The sequence below is a fragment of the Pseudomonas sp. 44 R 15 genome (assembly GCF_900004965.1).
In the GTDB taxonomy this organism is placed as follows: domain Bacteria; phylum Pseudomonadota; class Gammaproteobacteria; order Pseudomonadales; family Pseudomonadaceae; genus Aquipseudomonas; species Aquipseudomonas orientalis_A.
In genome coordinates, this window is record NZ_CVTU01000121.1 from 31,628 (window position 1) to 47,548 (window position 15,921).

The window sequence follows — 15,921 nt, forward strand, 5'->3', positions numbered from 1 at the left end:
GGCGCATTCCGCGATAGCTCAGTTGGTAGAGCAAATGACTGTTAATCATTGGGTCCCTGGTTCGAGTCCAGGTCGTGGAGCCAGATAGAGAAAAGCCTGCAGAGATGCAGGCTTTTTTTTGCGTGGGATTTGACGAATTAACCGGCTTTAAAGCAGGGCGATGATGGTTATGGGACAGATTTGCTTTTTGGCTTGGTTGGCTTTGGGGTAGCAAGCATTCGATTCAATTCACCGGCGAGCGCTATCAGCTGTTGCTCCAGTGCTTCGACCTCTGAGACGCTGATGCCGTTGCTGATGACTTGCAGGGTTTTGGCTTGTTTGTTCGAAACAGGCGCGAGGTCATGTGCGTCCGGGCAAACCAACGCCTGTCGCAGCAGGTTGTTGATGACAGTCTGATAGCCGGTGCCGGCATTTTCCGCACGCGCACGGGCGGCTTCGATCACCGCATCGTCCAGCATGATCGTGATGCGGGTTTTTCCTTTGTTGCTGGCGATGGCGCCGCGTTTGGCGCTGCTGAAGTCGTATTCGTCTTTCATGGTTCAAACTTCCAGGTACTGGCGCCGTTCATTTTTGGATGCAAGCCGTGCACTGATAATGCGTACGCAGTTGGGGTCGCGATAGGTGTAGGCCACCACCAATACGCGCCCCTTTGCATCTGTGCCCATAATCACCCAGCGTTCTTCTGCGTGATCGCGGTCTTGCATGGTCAGGGCTGCCTCGTCATAAAACACCGGCTCTGCATCAGCAAGGCTTATGCCTCTGTGCTTGCGCTCGTTGGAGAGGCTTTTTGCATTGTCGAATTGAACCATGAATGTTTTCATTATGCATATTTTATATGTATAAAAAGCGGATAAATGGATCGGCCATCAAGGAACGGCACAGCCCGGATGGGTCGTGTTTGGAGGCGCTATTTCCCACTCGATCAGTTGAAGTTTGATCTTGCAGAAATCGTTCAGGTATTTCCGTAAGTCGCGGGCGACCCCTTACGTAGCCACATTCAGTTCCGATTGTCGGAAGGCATGATTGGATTGACCCGCAGGCTCAGGCAGAGGGTTTTTAAAGGCGGTTTGGGGGGAGGGGTGTAACGTTTTGCCTTGGTGGCGTTGGCAAATAACTGGTAATCATTGGGTCCCTGGTTCGAGTCCAGGTCGTGGAGCCAGATAGAGAAAAGCCTGCAGAGATGCAGGCTTTTTTTTGCGTGGGATTTGCCGCGGCAAGCAAGTGCACGGCGACGATCATCAATTTGATCCAGTGCTAATGCACCCTCACTTAACCCCAGCCATCAGCCTCGACGATTGCCTCTTTGGGAGCACCCTATCGCCATGAAGACACAACCGGGTATCCAAAAGGCAGGGTTTGCGGTGCCCAGGCCTACGGCGATCATTGACACGCCTACTGCAAACATGATGCGTTCTCCATAACCGAAATATCCATTAACCACTGGGCTGAATTTAACATAGGCCCTTAACGACTCAATAACAACTCGCGCTCGGCCGGTAATTTCGGTTCTGCGTCCAGGCTGGGCTTTCCTGTGCACCGCGTCGCCACGCCTATATCCCAGGTCAGCGCATCCGCCACGCGGGCGTTCTCGGGGCTTATCGCCCGACCGCTATCCCGTCGGGTTTATACTGGCCACCTTCAAATACGTCGAGATTCCCATGAGCACCTCTGTTTCCCTGACGCCGGCACGCAAGCCGGTCGCGCCCCTGGTGGCCTTTCTCATCCTGGTGGCAGGCGCCCTGTTTCTGCAAAGCGCGGTGGGCATGCGCCAGGTTGTGTTGCTGATCGTCGGCGCCGCCTTGGGCCTGACGCTGTATCACGCAGCCTTCGGTTTCACCTCGGCCTGGCGTGTGTTTATCAAGGACCGGCGTGGCGCCGGGTTGCGCGCGCAGATGGTGATGCTGGCGGTGGCGGTGGTGCTGTTTTTCCCGGCGTTGGGCGCGGGGACCTTGTTCGGTCAGCCGGTGGTCGGGCTGGTGGCGCCGGCCGGGGTGTCGGTGGTCTTTGGCGCGTTTATCTTCGGCATCGGCATGCAGCTGGGCGGCGGTTGCGCGTCGGGCACCCTGTTCACCGTAGGTGGCGGCAATGCGCGGATGCTGGTGACCCTGTTGTTCTTTATCTGCGGATCGTTGATCGCCACCCATCATGTCGATTGGTGGTTTGCCTTGCCGTCGTTTGCGCCGGTTTCAATCGTCAAAAGTTTCGGCGTACTGCCGGCGTTGCTCCTGAGCCTGGCGGTGTTCGCGGTCATCGCGCTGGTCAGCGTGCGCCTGGAGAAGGGCCGTCATGGCCAACTTGAAACCGGCGTCACGAGTGAGCATCAAGGGCTGCGCCGCTTCCTGCGTGGGCCTTGGCCGTTGGTGTGGGGGGCGATAGGCCTCGCCTTGCTCAACTATGCCACGCTGGCGCTGGCCGGGCGGCCGTGGGGGATTACTTCAGCGTTTGCGCTGTGGGGCGCCAAGGTGGCGAGTGGGCTGGGGGTAGACGTGGCCAGTTGGGCTTTCTGGCAGATGCCGGCCAACGCCAAGGCCCTGGCCGCACCGGTCTGGGAAGACATCACCAGCGTCATGGACATCGGCATCGTGCTTGGCGCGCTGTTGGCCGCGGGTCTTGCCGGACGGTTTGCGCCGAGCTTGAAGATACCGGCGCGCTCGTTGATCGCGGCGGTCATCGGTGGCCTGTTGCTCGGTTATGGTTCGCGCCTGGCGTATGGCTGCAACATCGGCGCCTACTTCAGCGGCATCGCCTCGGGCAGCCTGCATGGCTGGCTGTGGCTGGTGGCTGCGTTTATCGGCAATAGCGTGGGCGTGCGGCTGCGACCGTTCTTTTTCGCTGGCGAACGGCCTCAAGTGGCCTTGAGCGGTTGCTGAGCGAGCGGCTCCAGGTTTGCCTGGCATGTCCGAATCCGTCCTGAGGCGGTCCGCCTTGCGCCTGTTGCGATCCTGGAGAGGGCTTTACCATGATTTGCAGCATCAGCCCCTACCCCAAGCCTGAAGGACCTACCATGAGCCGCACAGCCCTGATCGTAATCGACGCCCAGCATTCATTCCGGCATGCACCCTACTGGTCCGAAAACGACCTGTCGAGCTACCTGGAAAACCAGCAGGCGCTTATTGATGGCTGCGTTCAACAAGGCATCCCGGTGGTGCAGGTGTTTCATGTGGAGGACCAGGGCGCCTTTTCGCTGGCATCGGGTAACGTCAGGGTATTGAGCGAGCTTTCGATCGATCCGCAGCTGGTCATTCATAAGCACTACCACAGCGCCTTCGCCGGTACGCCGCTGGGCGCGCGTCTCATCGAGATGGGCGTCACCCGTTTGATCATCAGTGGTATTCGTACCGAACAGTGCTGCGAGACCACCACGCGGCAGGCCTCGGACAGCGGGTTCAACGTCGACTTCGTCAGTGAGGCCACGCTGACGTTCGCGATGACCCACGCCCGCAGCGGCCGGGTGTACACCCCGGCTGAGATTCGCGAGCGTACAGAGCTGGTGCTGGAAGGCCGGTTTGCGCGCATCGTCACCGTCGCCCAGGCATTGGCGGGGTGAATCAATGAGCGTGCCGGTGCTGTTCGTGTTGTTGCCCAATGTGCTGATGCTGGATCTGGCCGGGCCTGCCGAAGTATTGCGCCTGGCCGCGCAGATGGATGACCCGGCGGCGGTGGATTTCGAGCTGCACTACGTCAGCCCGGTGCCGTCCCTGCACACCTCCATCGGCTTGCCGTTGACGGGCCTGGCACCTTTGCCGGCCAGCCTGGCGCCCGGCACCCTGGTGGTGTTGGTGGGCTCGAGCATGAAGGTAGACGAAGCCGGCCTGCGCGTTTTCGAATCCGCCAGCGACAGCCTGGTGCAGTGGCTGCAAACGGTGTTTGCGCCCTCTGCCGAGCATTTGATATGCGTGTGCGCCGGCGCACTGACGGCCGCCCGCGCCGGGCTGCTTGACGGGCGCCAATGCACCACCCACCACGCGCTGTGCGCTACCCTCCAGGCCCTGGCGCCCAAGGCCCGGGTCCTGGAAAACCGCCTGTACGTCACCGATGGCCCGGTCAGCTGCAGCGCCGGGATCACCGCCGGTATCGATATGATGCTGCACCTGGTCGCCGAGCGTGCCGGGCCCAGACTGGCATGCGCCGTCGCGCGGGATATGGTGGTGTACCTGCGCCGCAGCGGCACTGACCCGCAGCTATCGCCGTGGATCACCGGGCGCAATCACCTGCACCCGGCCGTCCATCGCGTACAGGACGCGATTGCCGCCGCCCCGTGTGACGCCTGGACCGTGACCCGCATGGCGAGCCTGGCCTGCACCGGCAGTCGCCATCTGGCGCGCCTGTTCCACGAGCATGTCGGCATCAGCCCGCTGGATTACCTGCACCGTCTGCGCCTGGCCGTGGCCCGCGAGCTGCTGGTGGCCTCGAGCCTGGACATCGAAACGGTCGCCGAGCGCGCAGGCTTTGGTTCGGCGCGTCATCTGCGGCGTATCTGGGGCAAATATGAAGCGGGCACGCCGTCGGCAATGCGCCTTATTGAGCAGGCGTCTCGGCGGGCGTGATTGGGGCTTGAGCCGCCTCGGCTTCGAGCTTCAAGCGGTCCGCCTTGCTGATGTATTTATCTTTGCTTTTCGGCGCCAGTTTGGCATTGGCCTTTTTGGCTTTCGCCTTGAAAAGCTGCTGGAGTTTTTTCTGGCGGTTCATGTGCGTGGGCCTGGCAGGTAAAGGCGCGAATGATACCAGCTAAAAAACCGTGGATTGAAAGGTTTACCTGCCGAGGAGGCCACCGATCAATGCGCGAGGAACGCGCTGATCAGCGTGATCACCTGTTGCTGAATCTGCGCCCTGGTCCGCCCGGCCTCGCCGTCTCGGCAAATCATGCTGTCACCGGGCATATCCTCGTCGAGTATCGCCGCCGCGCCGGGTTTGCACTGCGCCATAAAGCTGAAGTGGCTCGCGTCGCTGATCTCTACGTACTGCGTGGAGGCTTTCGGCAGCCGTCTGGCCAAGTCGGCAGACTCCAGTCCCACAGCCATGTCCTCCGAGGGCACGCCTCCAGCAATCACCAGCGCCGGCACGGGCAGCGCGGCCAGGCTGGCATCGGTCATGCCCCGCGACAGGCCCAGGTCCAAAGACACCACGGCGGCGACGCGCTTGTCGCTCAAGTCAGCGGCCAGTTGGGCTTTGCCATCGGCAACGCCGGTAGGGTTCATCTGCGCGTAGCCGATGCAACCGCCCAACTTGGGATGGGCCAGGCAGTCCCGGGCGAACAGATCCGCATCGAAACGCGCGCCGGCGATTTCCAGCACCGTCCAGCCACCGAGAGAATGGCCCACCGCCGCAATCCGGTGTTGCGCCACCGCGCCAAATTGCGTTGGCTGCGCAAGCACCGCATCGATGGCGCGGCTCAGGTCTTTGGGCCGTTGCCATAACTGCGCCGCTGCGTCTGCACTGCGATCCTTGGTGGTGGTGCCCGGATGATTCACCGCCGCCACAATATAACCCTGCCGCGCCAGCGCACTCGCCAGCCACATCTGATTGCCCCAATTGCCGCGATAGCCGTGGGAAAGTACCACCAACGGGTGCTCACCACCGGTCGGCGGCGCATCGGGCACGGCGAGGGCGCCGAAGAACACCGCGTCGTCTCGGATCAACCGGGGAGCGGTCCTGATTGCCGTGGGGTACCAGACGGCCATTTCCAGCGCGCGCTGGTTGCGTGCGTCGGGCAGGGTGGTGGTTTTGAAACCGATGGGGTTGTCGTTGGCGAATGCGGGAGTGATCAGACCAATCAGGAGCAAGGCGGCGAGGGTGATTTTCACTGGTTTTTATCGTCCTTGAAGTGAGAGGCGCAGCATGATCTGAAACGGGCGGTTTGGGTAGCGCGCAAGTGGCGTGATCACTGTTCCGCGCTGCCGCTGCTTAGTCGTAGGCGAACTGATCAATCAACCCCAAGCGCGGAATACGGCTGTTGGGCTGCAAGAGTGCGCCGGGAGCTATCACTGCGTTTGCGCCAATCTTGCAGCCATCGCCTACCAGGGCGCCGAATTTGTTCACGCCCGTCTCAATGACGGCATCGGCATAGCGGATTCTGATATGCGCGCCATCCAGTTCGTTACGGTAGTTGGCGATGATTGCACCGGCTTCAATATTGACGCCTTCGCCGATCACCGAATCGCCGACAAAGTTGAAATGCGCCAGCTTGCTTGCATCAAGCATGAAGCTGCTTTTCAGTTCGCAGCTTGGGCCCACGATGCAGTGTTTGCCCAGATAAACGCCGCCACGCAGGTAGGCGCCTGCGGCGACGAATGAGCCTTCACCGATGATGATCGGCCCCTTCAGCACGGCGCCTTCTTCGACGGTGGCGCTTTCATGGATGGCGCAGTTTGCGTGACGGCGGTAGCCTGCGCCGAGGCGTGAGAGCAACGTCAGGACGTGGTTTTCGCAGTCCTGAGTCACCCGCCAGGCGGCGATAGGGCCCAGGTCAAGCGAGGGCCATTGCGCAATGAATGTGCTGATCTCAGGGAGCTTCATGGAGAGTTTTTCCGGTGCGTGAGAAGGCGGGCTCAGGCCATATCTTATAATGGTCTGCCCCGGATTTGGCTAATGGCGCGCGATGTGGGAGGGGGCTTGCCCCCGATGGCGGCCTTTGGGCTGGCCGGGATGTTGGATTGGGCCGAGTACATATCCATTATTCAGGTAACGGCCACTTAGGGTTCCGCCCTGACGGCGGCTCACTTTTGAAAAGCGCAAAAGTAAGCAAAACTCTCTTGCCCCACCACTCGGCACCTCGCTTAGGCTCGGTGTGCCCTCTCTCCGGCTTGAATCCGTGGGCCGCCGCAATGGGCCATCCATGGCCCAGTGCGGCTAACCCGGCGTCCTGCCGGGTTACCCACGGATTCAAGCCTGCGTTCGGCCAGCGTGGTTTAACGGGGCGCCTGAGATCAAGATCAAAAGCAGATCAAGATCAAGAGCGACTCGTTGCGCATCGTGGTTAGCGGGTTAGCGGGTTAGCGTTGGGCGCTACTACGTTGTGTAGATACCCATGCCCCGATCGCGATGCGCCGCCTGATTGGGCTTCAGGTCGAGATTGTTTGGGGGGAGCGCAGCGAAACAAGCGCTAATAGTATCGTCCGGCTGCCTGCGCGGATGCTGGTCTAGGATTTTTTCTTGCGGCTCTAAACGGAATAAAAATTCACTGGCATCTACAAGGAGTAGCCAGTAGGCTACATGTGAATCTGTGACCAATACGATCGGCGGAACGCCTGAGTTCGATGCATGGCTCGACGGCATGAAGGATATTTGCGGAAAAACGGCGGTGCTGGCGCGTCTGGATCGAGCCGAAGAGAACAATTTTGGCGATTGCGCCCCTGTCGGCGACGGCCTGAGCGAAATGCTTGTTTTTGTCGGGCCAGGCTACAGGATCTATTTTGTACGCACGGGCATCGCCGCTTACCTGATGTTATGGGGCGGCGATAAAACCGATCAAAAAAGAGCAATCAGACGGGCAAAAGAAATCCTCGATGCCCTGAGAGGTAGATGAAATGAGCGAATCGACATTCAAACCCGAGGACATGCCAATCCTCGACCTTGATACATCCGGTACCCGCGTTTACGAAGCTTCGCGCTTTCTCGACAGCCCGGAGACCATCAGTGCCTATCTTGCGCAGAGCATGAAGGCCCAAGACCCGCAGATCCTTATGAAAGCACTGGCTGAAGTCGCCAAGGCCCAGGGTGTGAACAAAGTGGCCGAAGCGGCGGGGGTTAATCGGGAAAGTCTTTATAAAACCCTTAAGGGCGGGTCCAAGACGCGCTATGAGACGATCCAGAAGTTGATGGTGGCGTTGGGGGTGGAGCTGACGGTGCAGCCGATTGTAAGCAAAAAGGCCCACAGACCTTAATGCCGGGCACGCCATTGGCAGCAATGAGCAAGCTCGCTCCTGCATAAAGCCGTTTCACCGCACCAGGCAGGCTGCCTCAGGTCAGGCCCCACTCATGGCACATTTGCGCCATGCGCACCGGGCCTTGCATGGAACCGGCGCCTTCTCTGTCGTTGTGGCAGGTTCGGATAAGGTGCAGTTTCGATCGTTCCCACGCTCTGCGTGGGAATGCCGCCCTGGACGCTCTGCGTCCGCTGTTAGGTCGTGACGCAGAGCGTCACAGGCTGCATTACCACGCGGAGCGTGGGAACGATCGATGCCGGGCACGCCATTGGCAGGAACGAGCCAGCTCGCTCCTGCATAAACGGGTCTCACCGCACCAGGCAAGGCTGCTTGTTGTTGAAGCACCATCCCGGCATCAGGAACTGCATCGCCACGCTGTCATCCCGCGCGCCCAGGCCCATGCCCTTGTACAGCTCGTGGGCCTTGGCCACGGCATCCGTGTCGATATCCACCCCGAGGCCAGGCTTGGCCGGCACTTTCACGTAGCCGCCCTCGATCTTCAGCGGCTCCCGGGTCAGGCGTTGGCCGTCCTGCCAGATCCAGTGGGTGTCGATCGCGGTGATTTCGCCCGGCGCCGCTGCCGCCACTTGGGTGAACATGGCCAGGGAAATATCGAAGTGGTTGTTGGAGTGCGAGCCCCAGGTCAGGCCCCACTCATGGCACATCTGCGCCACGCGCACCGAGCCTTGCATGGTCCAGAAGTGCGGGTCGGCGAGGGGAATGTCCACCGATTGCAACTGAATGGCGTGACCCATTTCGCGCCAGTCGGTGGCGATCATGTTGGTGGCGGTTTTCAGGCCGGTGGCGCGGCGGAATTCGGCCATGACTTCGCGGCCCGAATAGCCGTTTTCCGCGCCGCAGGGGTCTTCGGCGTAGGCCAGGACGTGATGCTGGTCGCGGCACAAACGGATGGCTTCCTTGAGTGACCAGGCGCCGTTCGGGTCAAGGGTGATGCGCGCCTCCGGGAAGCGCTCGGCCAGGGCGGTGACGGCTTCGATCTCGGCATCGCCACTCAATACGCCGCCTTTGAGCTTGAAGTCGTTGAAGCCGTATCGGGCCTTGGCGGCTTCGGCCAGGCGTACCACGGCGTCGGCCGTCAGGGCTTTCTCATGGCGCAGGCGCAACCAGTCGTCGTCGGATTCCGCTTCGTTGCGGTAGGCCAGGTCCGTGGCGGTGCGGTCACCGACGTAGAACAGGTAACCGAGCATCTTCACCGCATCGCGTTGCTGCCCCTCACCCAGCAGAGCGGCCACCGGCACCTCGAGGAACTGACCGAGCAAGTCGAGCAGCGCCGCCTCCATCGCGGTTACGGCGTGAATGGTGATGCGCAGGTCGAAGGTTTGCAGCCCACGGCCGGCCGCGTCGCGAGAGGCAAAGGTGCTGCGCATCCGGTTGAGGATGCGCTGGTACTGACCGATCGGCTGGCCGATCACCAGGCTGCGCGCGTCCTCCAGGGTTTCGCGGATGCGCTCGCCGCCGGGCACTTCACCTACGCCGGTGTTGCCGCTGCTGTCCTTGAGGATCACGATATTGCGCGTGAAGTAAGGGCCGTGGGCGCCGCTGAGATTCAGCAGCATGCTGTCGTGACCGGCGACCGGGATGACGTGCAAGTGGGTGATGACGGGAGTATTCATGGCAAGGTCCTTAATACGCTTAAAGAGGTTTGCTGATGGCGTTGGCGGTGGGCGCAATGCCGGGCGACATGAGCCCCGTGGAAGGTGAGGTCCTGGCGAAAAACACCAGGATGGCCGCGAGCACCGAGGTGCCGGCCAGGCCGTAAAGCCCGCCCTGGATCGAGCCGGTGGTTTGCTCCAGAAAGCCAAAGGTGGTGGGTGCGACGAAGCCGCCCAGGTTGCCGATGGAATTGATCAACGCGATCACTGCAGCGGCGATGCGCACGTCCAGGTAGCCCTGGGGAATCGGCCAGAACAACGAAGACGCAGATTTGAAACCGATGGCCGCAAAGCAGATCGCCACGAACGCGAAGATCGGCCCGCCCGTGGTGGACATGAACATCCCGGCCGCTGCGATCAACAAGGCTGCCGCGACCCACGCCTGCTGGAACTTGAACTTGCCGGACAGCGTTGCGAAGGCGTACATGGCGATGATCGAGATCAGCCACGGAATCGAGTTGAAGAAGCCGACTTGTATATCACTCAGGTCACCCATCTTTTTGATGATGCTCGGCAGCCAGAACGTCGCTGCGTAAATCGTCAGTTGGATGCAGAAATACAACACGCAGAACAGCAGGATCTGCCGGTCCTTGAGCAGCTTGCCGAGGGTCGGCTTGACCGTGGTCAGGGCTTCGCGGTCACGCTGTTCCTGATCGATGGCCGCAACCAGTGCGTCCTGTTCTTCGCGGCTCAGCCACTGGGCGTCATGGGGCTTGGAGTCCAGCCAGAACCACACAAAGAAGCCCAGCGCCACCGAGGCCAGGCCTTCAATGGCGAACATCCATTGCCAGCCGTGCAAGCCGAAACCTTCGATCTGTAACAACGCACCCGACAGCGGGCCCGAGATCAATGACGCCACCGCTGAACCGCTGAGGAAGATCGCAATGGCCTTGCCACGCTCAACCCCGGGCAACCAGCGCGTGAAGTAGTAGATCACCCCGGGAAAGAAACCCGCTTCAGCCACGCCGAGCAAAAAACGCAGGATGTAGAAGTGGGTTTCGTTCTGGATGAACGCCATCAGCGTGGCGACGATGCCCCAGGTGAACATGATGCGGGTCAGCCAGATGCGTGCGCCGACCTTTTGCAGCAGCATGTTGGACGGCACTTCAAACAGCGCGTAGCCGATGAAGAACAGCCCGGCGCCGAAGCCATAGGCCGCCGCGCCGATGCCCAGGTCGTGCTCCATGTGCGTACGCACGAAGCCGATATTGACCCGGTCGATGTAGTTGAGGATGAACATGACCACGAACAGCGGGAGCACATGGCCCTTCACTTTGCTCACGGCGCGCGTGAGCACCGAGTCGGTTTCGGGTGCAGCGGATGCATGGCTGGAATGGTTCACGATGGAAAACGCCCCCTGATTTGTTTTTATGCGGGTTGTGGTTTTGTTGCCAGACATCATACAAGTTGTTTTTTGAAAATCGCAATGCGCCGCAATGAGTATTTGTTCTCATAAAGGTGCTTATGGAATGATATTTTGGTTATTTGCCCGTGCTATAAGGGCTTTTCTACCAGCGGAACTCGGTTCGGTCCGCAGGATGGTTCGGGGTGACATACAGGTTTATCAGATTGGTTGTCATACAAGTTGACTGTCTTTTGAATCAACGCGGCGTCGTCGGTGAACGGGATGTTAAGCTCCCTCCAGCCCAACCCCGTGGACCCTTAGCGATGCCCATTGAAAACGCACCTCCCGTGCGCAGACGCTCCACCAACCTGGCCCAGGGCGTGGTCGACGCGCTGACCCAGCGCATCCTGCTTGGCCAGCTCAAGCCGGGCGAAAAACTGCCGTCCGAATCCACCATCGTGCTTGAGCATGGGGTGAGCCGCACGGTGGTACGCGAAGCCATCTCCAAGCTGCAGGCGTCGGGGCTGGTGGAGACGCGGCACGGCATCGGCACGTTCGTGCTGGAGCAACACGCCCGGCAGGGCCTGCGCCTGCACGTCGACACCGTCGCCAGCGTGCGCAACATGCTGGAACTGCGCCTGGGTCTGGAGGTGCAGGCGGTGGCGTTAGCCGCGTTGCGCCGTACCGACGCGCAACTGGCGCACATGCGCCAGGCGCTGGACGACTATCAGGCCTGCCTGGCCAACAACGACAGCTGCGTGGAAGACGACAAACGCTTCCACCAACTGATCGCCGAAGCCACCGGCAATACGTTTTTCAGTGAAATCATGCAGCACCTGGGCGCCGCGATGATCCCCCGCACCCAGGTCAAGGCTGACGAGCGCGGCGGGGCGGATTTTGCCAAGCTGGGTCAACTGGCGAGCCTGGAGCATGAGGCGATCTTCAATGCAATCAAGCGCCAGGACCCGGATGCGGCGCGGGCGGCAATGGTGCTGCATCTGACCAATAGCCGCGACCGTTTTTCCGGCGAATGAAAAGGAACCCGCGTTGAACCCACACACATTGTCCCTGCGCCTGGAGCGCGTGGCGGCGCACGTGCCGGCCGGCGCGCGCCTGGCCGATATCGGCTCGGACCATGGCTACTTGCCGGTGGCGCTGATGCGGCGTGGCGTGATTGCCGGCGCGGTGGCGGGGGAGGCTGCAACCACGCCCTTTCATGCGGCCCGGCGCACCGTGCGCGACAACGGCCTTGAAGCGCACATCAGCGTGCGCCTGGCCGATGGTCTGGCGGCCATCGAGTCGGGCGACGCCATCACGGCCGTCAGTCTGTGCGGCATGGGCGGCGAGACCATTCGTGACATTCTCGACAACGGCAAGGCGCGGTTGAATGGCCAGGAGCGCCTGGTCCTGCAACCCAATGGCGGCGAGTATCCGTTGCGCCACTGGTTGATGCACAACGGCTACCGCATCGTGGGCGAAGAGCTGCTGCACGAGAACCGCTTCTACTACGAAATTATCGTCGCCGAACCGACCGGGCCTGTGTCCTACACCGAACAACAGCTGTATTTCGGACCGCTGCAGTTGCTGGCGCGCAGTCCCGCGTTCGTGGCGAAGTGGCAGCGCTTGCTGCAGCAGAAACAAAAGACCCTGGCCAGTTTCGAGAAAGCCAGGCAGTCGGTGCCGGAAGAGAAAGTCCACGGGATCGCACGGGAAATTCAGTGGATCACTCAACTGCTGACCTGAGGAACGTTCGTGATTGTCAGCGCTCGACCTCTCCCGCGTCGCGCCGTGTCCCCGGCGGTTACAGGCGCGCGCCCGATAATGAGTGCTTTCGCCCCATTTTCGCGCACCGATCAAAGGTTTCTTAGCGCCATCGCACGTGTCGTCACGCTTGTATCCCACGGCCCAGATCTTGCTTGAGCCAGAAGAATCAATGACATGGCATTTTGCCGTTAGTCATTCCCGGCTGTGAAGTATGGGGTTGTTCAGGGGAGTGTGTAGGGCATGCAAAGATTTTTATCACCCGGTATCCGTCTGCTCGGGCGGTTCGGCTTCGCGCGTAAGTTCCAGGTGCTGTTCCTGCTGTTCATGCTGCCGCTCGCCGGCAGCCTGTGGATGATCGGCCAGGACTACCACGACAAACTCGCGGTGATTTCCAGCGAACAGTCCGGCGTGCGCCAGCTGTTGGCGCTGGACCTGCTCGATGGGCAACTGAGCGCCCAGCGCAACCTGGCCGCCCGTTGGAAAGCCCTGGATATCCTGCATACGCCGACCCCTGCCGCCCAGGCCGCGATGGCCAGGGTGGATGCGGGCAGCCCGCTGATTCAGCAAGGCCTGCAAACCCTGGGGGACGCCCTCAAGACCCATCATGCCAGCGCCGCTACCCAGGCGCGCTTCGACACGCTGCAGGCCGCGGTCAAGGGCATGGACACCCAGTCCCTGCGCACCGTCGGCTGGTGGCCGGATGGCTACGACCGTTTCACCGCCGCCCTGACCGCGATGCAATCGCTACGCGAACAGATCACCCTGGACGCCGGGCTGATCCTCGATCCCTGGCTGGAAACCTATCTGCTGATGCAGATTTCCAGCCAGCACACACCGGACCTGATCGAGCGTATCGGCCGTACGGCCAGCGTTGGCCAATCCTCCATTGCCTCGGGCCAGTTCACCTTGCAAAGCCGCTTGCAGATGCGTGACCTGCGCGGCCGCATCGGTGATGCGCGGGACCAGTTGGTCAAGGCCGCCACGGCGCTGAAGGCCAAGCAATACCCCGGCCTTGAACCCTGGACCGAACAATACGACGCCAGCCTGCAACGCCTGGACAGCGAACTCAAAACCCTCGACGACGGCGTATTCGGCGGCACCATCAAGCTCGACACCGCCGCATTCGATCAAAGTGTCGACGCCATGCTCGCGGCGTTGGGTGCGCTGCGCAGCCAGTCGCTGCATTCGCTCGATGCACGCTTGGGGTACTACCGTGAGCGATCGTTGCAGCACTTCATTCCCGTGGCGGCCACGTTCAGCCTGTTGGCGTTGGCGGCGCTGTACCTGTTCATCTGCCTGCAAGCCTCGATCCGTCGCAGCGCCAGTGGCATCACCACGCTCGCCGAGTCCCTGCGTGACGGTAACCTGCACGTCGAAGTGGCGGTGCAGGGGCGCGACGAACTCGCCGCCATCAGCACCGCGCTCAATGTGGCCGTGGTGCAACTGCGCACCAGCCTGCTCGGGGTCAATCACGAGACCGAGCAACTGGGCGCCACCGTGCTGACCCTCAGCGCGCAATCGGGCAGCACCCTCACCGACGTCGAAGATCAGCGCCACCAGATCAGCCAGATCGCCGCGGCCGCCACCCAATTGGCCGCCACCTCCCTGGGCGTTGCCAAAAGCTGCGAGCAGGCGGCCGACAGCGCCCGGCACACCCGCCGTATCGCCGAAGACAGCAGTCGCGACAGCCAGCGCACCACCGCCAGTATCCAGCAACTCAACCAGCGCCTGAGCGACACCGCCAATGCCCTGGAACAGGTCAGCCAGCAGGGCCAGCAGATTCAATCGGTGGTCGACACCATTCGCGGCATTGCCGAGCAGACCAACCTGCTGGCCCTTAACGCCGCCATCGAAGCCGCCCGCGCCGGCGAGCAAGGCCGAGGGTTTGCAGTGGTTGCCGATGAGGTACGCAGCCTGTCGCAACGCACCCAGGCGTCCACTGCGCAGATCGCCGGCACGGTGGACAGCCTGCGCGCCACGGTCAGCCAGGCCGTCAGCCTGATGGGCGCCGCGTGCGAGCAGGCGCTCACCGATGCCGAATCCGTCACCGGCCTGGGCACGCGCCTGGGGGAAATTGCCGGTGCGGTGCAGCACGTCACCGACACCTTGGCGCACATCGCCGCCGCCGTGGAAGAACAGGCTGCGACGGCGGACGAAGTGAGCGGCAATATCCAGCAGGTCGACCAGGCGGCCGGGCGTCTGCTCGACGGCGCGCGGGCGGTCAATCAGGCTGCCGACAGCCTGAGCCAGGGCAGCCGGGCGTTGAGCGACAACACGGCGCGGTTTCGATTGGGATGACGTCCATTCAGGGCACTCCATCGCTGTGTTGTAGTCTTCTCCTTAACCCCAATGGAGCTGCTTCCCTATGATTACCGTCCATCACCTCAACAATTCCCGCTCCCAGCGCATCCTCTGGCTGCTGGAGGAGCTGGGCCTGCCTTACCAAATCAAGCGCTACCAACGCGACCCGAAAACCAACCTCGCGCCACCCGAGCTCAAGGCGATTCATCCCTTGGGAAAATCGCCGGTGATCGAGGACGGAGGCCGTGTATTGATTGAGTCGGCGGCCATTATCGATTACCTGATTCGTCGTCACGGCAAGGGACGGCTGCAACCCGATCCGGCCAGCGCCACCTACGACGATTACGTGCAATGGCTGCATTTTGCCGAAGGCTCGGCCATGCTGCCGCTGATGCTCAACCTCTACGTCGGGCGCCTGGGTGAAGCCGGCGCGCCGCTGCACCCGCGCATTGAATCGGAGTTGGCCAACTACCTCGGCTACCTTAATGACGTGCTTGGGCAAACGCCGTATCTGGTGGGTGACGAACTGACGGGTGCGGACATTCAGATGAGTTTTATCGGCGAAATCGCCAGGGCCCAGGGCAAGTTGCAGGCGTATCCGAACCTTGCGGCGTGGGTGGACAGGCTTCAGCAGCGGCCGGCTTATCGCAAGGCGGTGGAGCAGGGCGGTGAGTACGCGTTTGCTAAATGAATTCAGTGTGGGAGGGGGCTTGCTCCCGATGGCGCCTGTCAGCCAACGGTTATCCAGCTGATACACCTCGGTCCAAATGTGGGAGGGGGCTTGCCCCCGATGGCGGCCTCTGGGCCGACCGGGATGCCGGATCAGACCGAGTACATATCCGTTTCTGCGGTCACGGCTGCTAATGGTTCCGCTTTTACAGCGGCTCACTTTTGAAAAGCGCAAAAGTAAGCA

16 protein-coding genes and 1 tRNA gene are annotated in these 15,921 nt (G+C 61.4%); 10 read left to right on the plus strand and 7 right to left on the minus strand.

What is annotated here, in order from left to right; genetic code table 11:
• Window positions 1-7: 7 nt before the first annotated feature.
• Window positions 8-83: transfer RNA gene (locus tag BFP93_RS26100), tRNA-Asn, on the plus strand.
• A gap of 84 nt (window positions 84-167) precedes the next feature.
• On the opposite strand, the gene BFP93_RS26105 is transcribed toward BFP93_RS26100, so the two are convergent.
• Together BFP93_RS26105 and BFP93_RS26110 are read right to left on the minus strand one after the other, a co-directional pair.
• Complete coding sequence (locus BFP93_RS26105; protein ID WP_065895484.1) at window positions 168-536, minus strand: BrnA antitoxin family protein; 369 nt, start codon at window positions 534-536, stop codon at window positions 168-170.
• Window positions 537-539: 3 nt separating this feature from the next.
• Window positions 540-821: a BrnT family toxin gene (locus BFP93_RS26110; protein ID WP_065883251.1), complete on the minus strand. Its 282-nt coding sequence runs from the start codon at window positions 819-821 to the stop codon at window positions 540-542.
• Window positions 822-1,658: 837 nt separating this feature from the next.
• On the opposite strand from BFP93_RS26110, the gene BFP93_RS26120 reads away from it, so the two are divergent.
• The 3 genes from BFP93_RS26120 (at window position 1,659) to BFP93_RS26130 (ending at window position 4,547) form a co-directional block, all read left to right on the plus strand.
• On the plus strand, window positions 1,659-2,870 hold the full coding sequence (locus BFP93_RS26120) for a YeeE/YedE family protein (RefSeq protein WP_065895485.1): 1,212 nt from the start codon (window positions 1,659-1,661) through the stop codon (window positions 2,868-2,870).
• A 134-nt stretch (window positions 2,871-3,004) separates the two neighbouring features.
• On the plus strand, window positions 3,005-3,547 hold the full coding sequence (locus BFP93_RS26125; RefSeq protein WP_065895486.1) for a cysteine hydrolase family protein: 543 nt from the start codon (window positions 3,005-3,007) through the stop codon (window positions 3,545-3,547).
• A 4-nt stretch (window positions 3,548-3,551) separates the two neighbouring features.
• On the plus strand, window positions 3,552-4,547 hold the full coding sequence (locus BFP93_RS26130; RefSeq protein ID WP_065895487.1) for a GlxA family transcriptional regulator: 996 nt from the start codon (window positions 3,552-3,554) through the stop codon (window positions 4,545-4,547).
• Here the strand turns inward: BFP93_RS26130 and BFP93_RS26135 are convergent.
• The 3 genes from BFP93_RS26135 to BFP93_RS26145 form a co-directional block, all read right to left on the minus strand.
• The gene (locus BFP93_RS26135) at window positions 4,519-4,689 is read right to left on the minus strand and encodes a DUF2986 domain-containing protein (protein WP_065895488.1); all 171 of its coding nucleotides are present in this window, start codon (window positions 4,687-4,689) and stop codon (window positions 4,519-4,521) included. The two genes, BFP93_RS26130 and BFP93_RS26135, sit on opposite strands and share 29 nt — an antisense overlap.
• A gap of 86 nt (window positions 4,690-4,775) precedes the next feature.
• A complete protein-coding gene (locus tag BFP93_RS26140) occupies window positions 4,776-5,804 on the minus strand; it encodes an alpha/beta hydrolase family protein (RefSeq protein WP_065895489.1) in 1,029 nt (342 codons plus the stop codon).
• 100 nt (window positions 5,805-5,904) lie between these two features.
• Window positions 5,905-6,516: a transferase gene (locus BFP93_RS26145; protein WP_065895490.1), complete on the minus strand. Its 612-nt coding sequence runs from the start codon at window positions 6,514-6,516 to the stop codon at window positions 5,905-5,907.
• Between the two features lie 706 nt (window positions 6,517-7,222).
• On the opposite strand from BFP93_RS26145, the gene BFP93_RS26150 reads away from it, so the two are divergent.
• Both BFP93_RS26150 and BFP93_RS26155 read left to right on the plus strand, forming a co-directional pair.
• Window positions 7,223-7,525: a type II toxin-antitoxin system RelE/ParE family toxin gene (locus BFP93_RS26150; protein WP_065895491.1), complete on the plus strand. Its 303-nt coding sequence runs from the start codon at window positions 7,223-7,225 to the stop codon at window positions 7,523-7,525.
• A 1-nt stretch (window position 7,526) separates the two neighbouring features.
• Complete coding sequence (locus tag BFP93_RS26155) at window positions 7,527-7,883, plus strand: addiction module antidote protein (RefSeq protein WP_065883237.1); 357 nt, start codon at window positions 7,527-7,529, stop codon at window positions 7,881-7,883.
• Window positions 7,884-8,233: 350 nt separating this feature from the next.
• Here the strand turns inward: BFP93_RS26155 and gudD are convergent, their stop codons facing one another.
• Together gudD and BFP93_RS26165 are read right to left on the minus strand one after the other, a co-directional pair.
• The gene (gene gudD / locus BFP93_RS26160) at window positions 8,234-9,559 is read right to left on the minus strand and encodes a glucarate dehydratase (protein WP_065895492.1); all 1,326 of its coding nucleotides are present in this window, start codon (window positions 9,557-9,559) and stop codon (window positions 8,234-8,236) included.
• 19 nt (window positions 9,560-9,578) lie between these two features.
• Window positions 9,579-10,940, minus strand: coding sequence for an MFS transporter (locus tag BFP93_RS26165; RefSeq protein ID WP_065895512.1), 1,362 nt, complete (start codon window positions 10,938-10,940; stop codon window positions 9,579-9,581).
• 326 nt (window positions 10,941-11,266) lie between these two features.
• On the opposite strand from BFP93_RS26165, the gene BFP93_RS26170 reads away from it, so the two are divergent.
• The 4 genes from BFP93_RS26170 (at window position 11,267) to BFP93_RS26185 (ending at window position 15,699) form a co-directional block, all read left to right on the plus strand.
• Window positions 11,267-11,977, plus strand: coding sequence for a FadR/GntR family transcriptional regulator (locus tag BFP93_RS26170; protein WP_065895493.1), 711 nt, complete (start codon window positions 11,267-11,269; stop codon window positions 11,975-11,977).
• Window positions 11,978-11,990: 13 nt separating this feature from the next.
• The gene (locus BFP93_RS26175) at window positions 11,991-12,686 is read left to right on the plus strand and encodes a tRNA (adenine(22)-N(1))-methyltransferase (RefSeq protein WP_065895494.1); all 696 of its coding nucleotides are present in this window, start codon (window positions 11,991-11,993) and stop codon (window positions 12,684-12,686) included.
• Window positions 12,687-12,947: 261 nt separating this feature from the next.
• On the plus strand, window positions 12,948-15,005 hold the full coding sequence (locus tag BFP93_RS26180) for a methyl-accepting chemotaxis protein (protein WP_065895495.1): 2,058 nt from the start codon (window positions 12,948-12,950) through the stop codon (window positions 15,003-15,005).
• Between the two features lie 67 nt (window positions 15,006-15,072).
• Window positions 15,073-15,699, plus strand: coding sequence for a glutathione S-transferase family protein (locus BFP93_RS26185; protein ID WP_065895496.1), 627 nt, complete (start codon window positions 15,073-15,075; stop codon window positions 15,697-15,699).
• Window positions 15,700-15,921 lie beyond the last annotated feature (222 nt).

Coding starts and splice junctions, on each gene's coding strand:
- BFP93_RS26105 (WP_065895484.1), bottom strand. CDS start 536: ATGAAAGACGAATACGACTTCAGCAGCGCCAAACGCGGCGCCATCGCC.
- BFP93_RS26110 (WP_065883251.1), bottom strand. CDS start 821: ATGAAAACATTCATGGTTCAATTCGACAATGCAAAAAGCCTCTCCAAC.
- BFP93_RS26120 (WP_065895485.1), top strand. CDS start 1,659: ATGAGCACCTCTGTTTCCCTGACGCCGGCACGCAAGCCGGTCGCGCCC.
- BFP93_RS26125 (WP_065895486.1), top strand. CDS start 3,005: ATGAGCCGCACAGCCCTGATCGTAATCGACGCCCAGCATTCATTCCGG.
- BFP93_RS26130 (WP_065895487.1), top strand. CDS start 3,552: ATGAGCGTGCCGGTGCTGTTCGTGTTGTTGCCCAATGTGCTGATGCTG.
- BFP93_RS26135 (WP_065895488.1), bottom strand. CDS start 4,689: ATGAACCGCCAGAAAAAACTCCAGCAGCTTTTCAAGGCGAAAGCCAAA.
- BFP93_RS26145 (WP_065895490.1), bottom strand. CDS start 6,516: ATGAAGCTCCCTGAGATCAGCACATTCATTGCGCAATGGCCCTCGCTT.
- BFP93_RS26155 (WP_065883237.1), top strand. CDS start 7,527: ATGAGCGAATCGACATTCAAACCCGAGGACATGCCAATCCTCGACCTT.
- gudD (WP_065895492.1), bottom strand. CDS start 9,559: ATGAATACTCCCGTCATCACCCACTTGCACGTCATCCCGGTCGCCGGT.
- BFP93_RS26170 (WP_065895493.1), top strand. CDS start 11,267: ATGCCCATTGAAAACGCACCTCCCGTGCGCAGACGCTCCACCAACCTG.
- BFP93_RS26180 (WP_065895495.1), top strand. CDS start 12,948: ATGCAAAGATTTTTATCACCCGGTATCCGTCTGCTCGGGCGGTTCGGC.
- BFP93_RS26185 (WP_065895496.1), top strand. CDS start 15,073: ATGATTACCGTCCATCACCTCAACAATTCCCGCTCCCAGCGCATCCTC.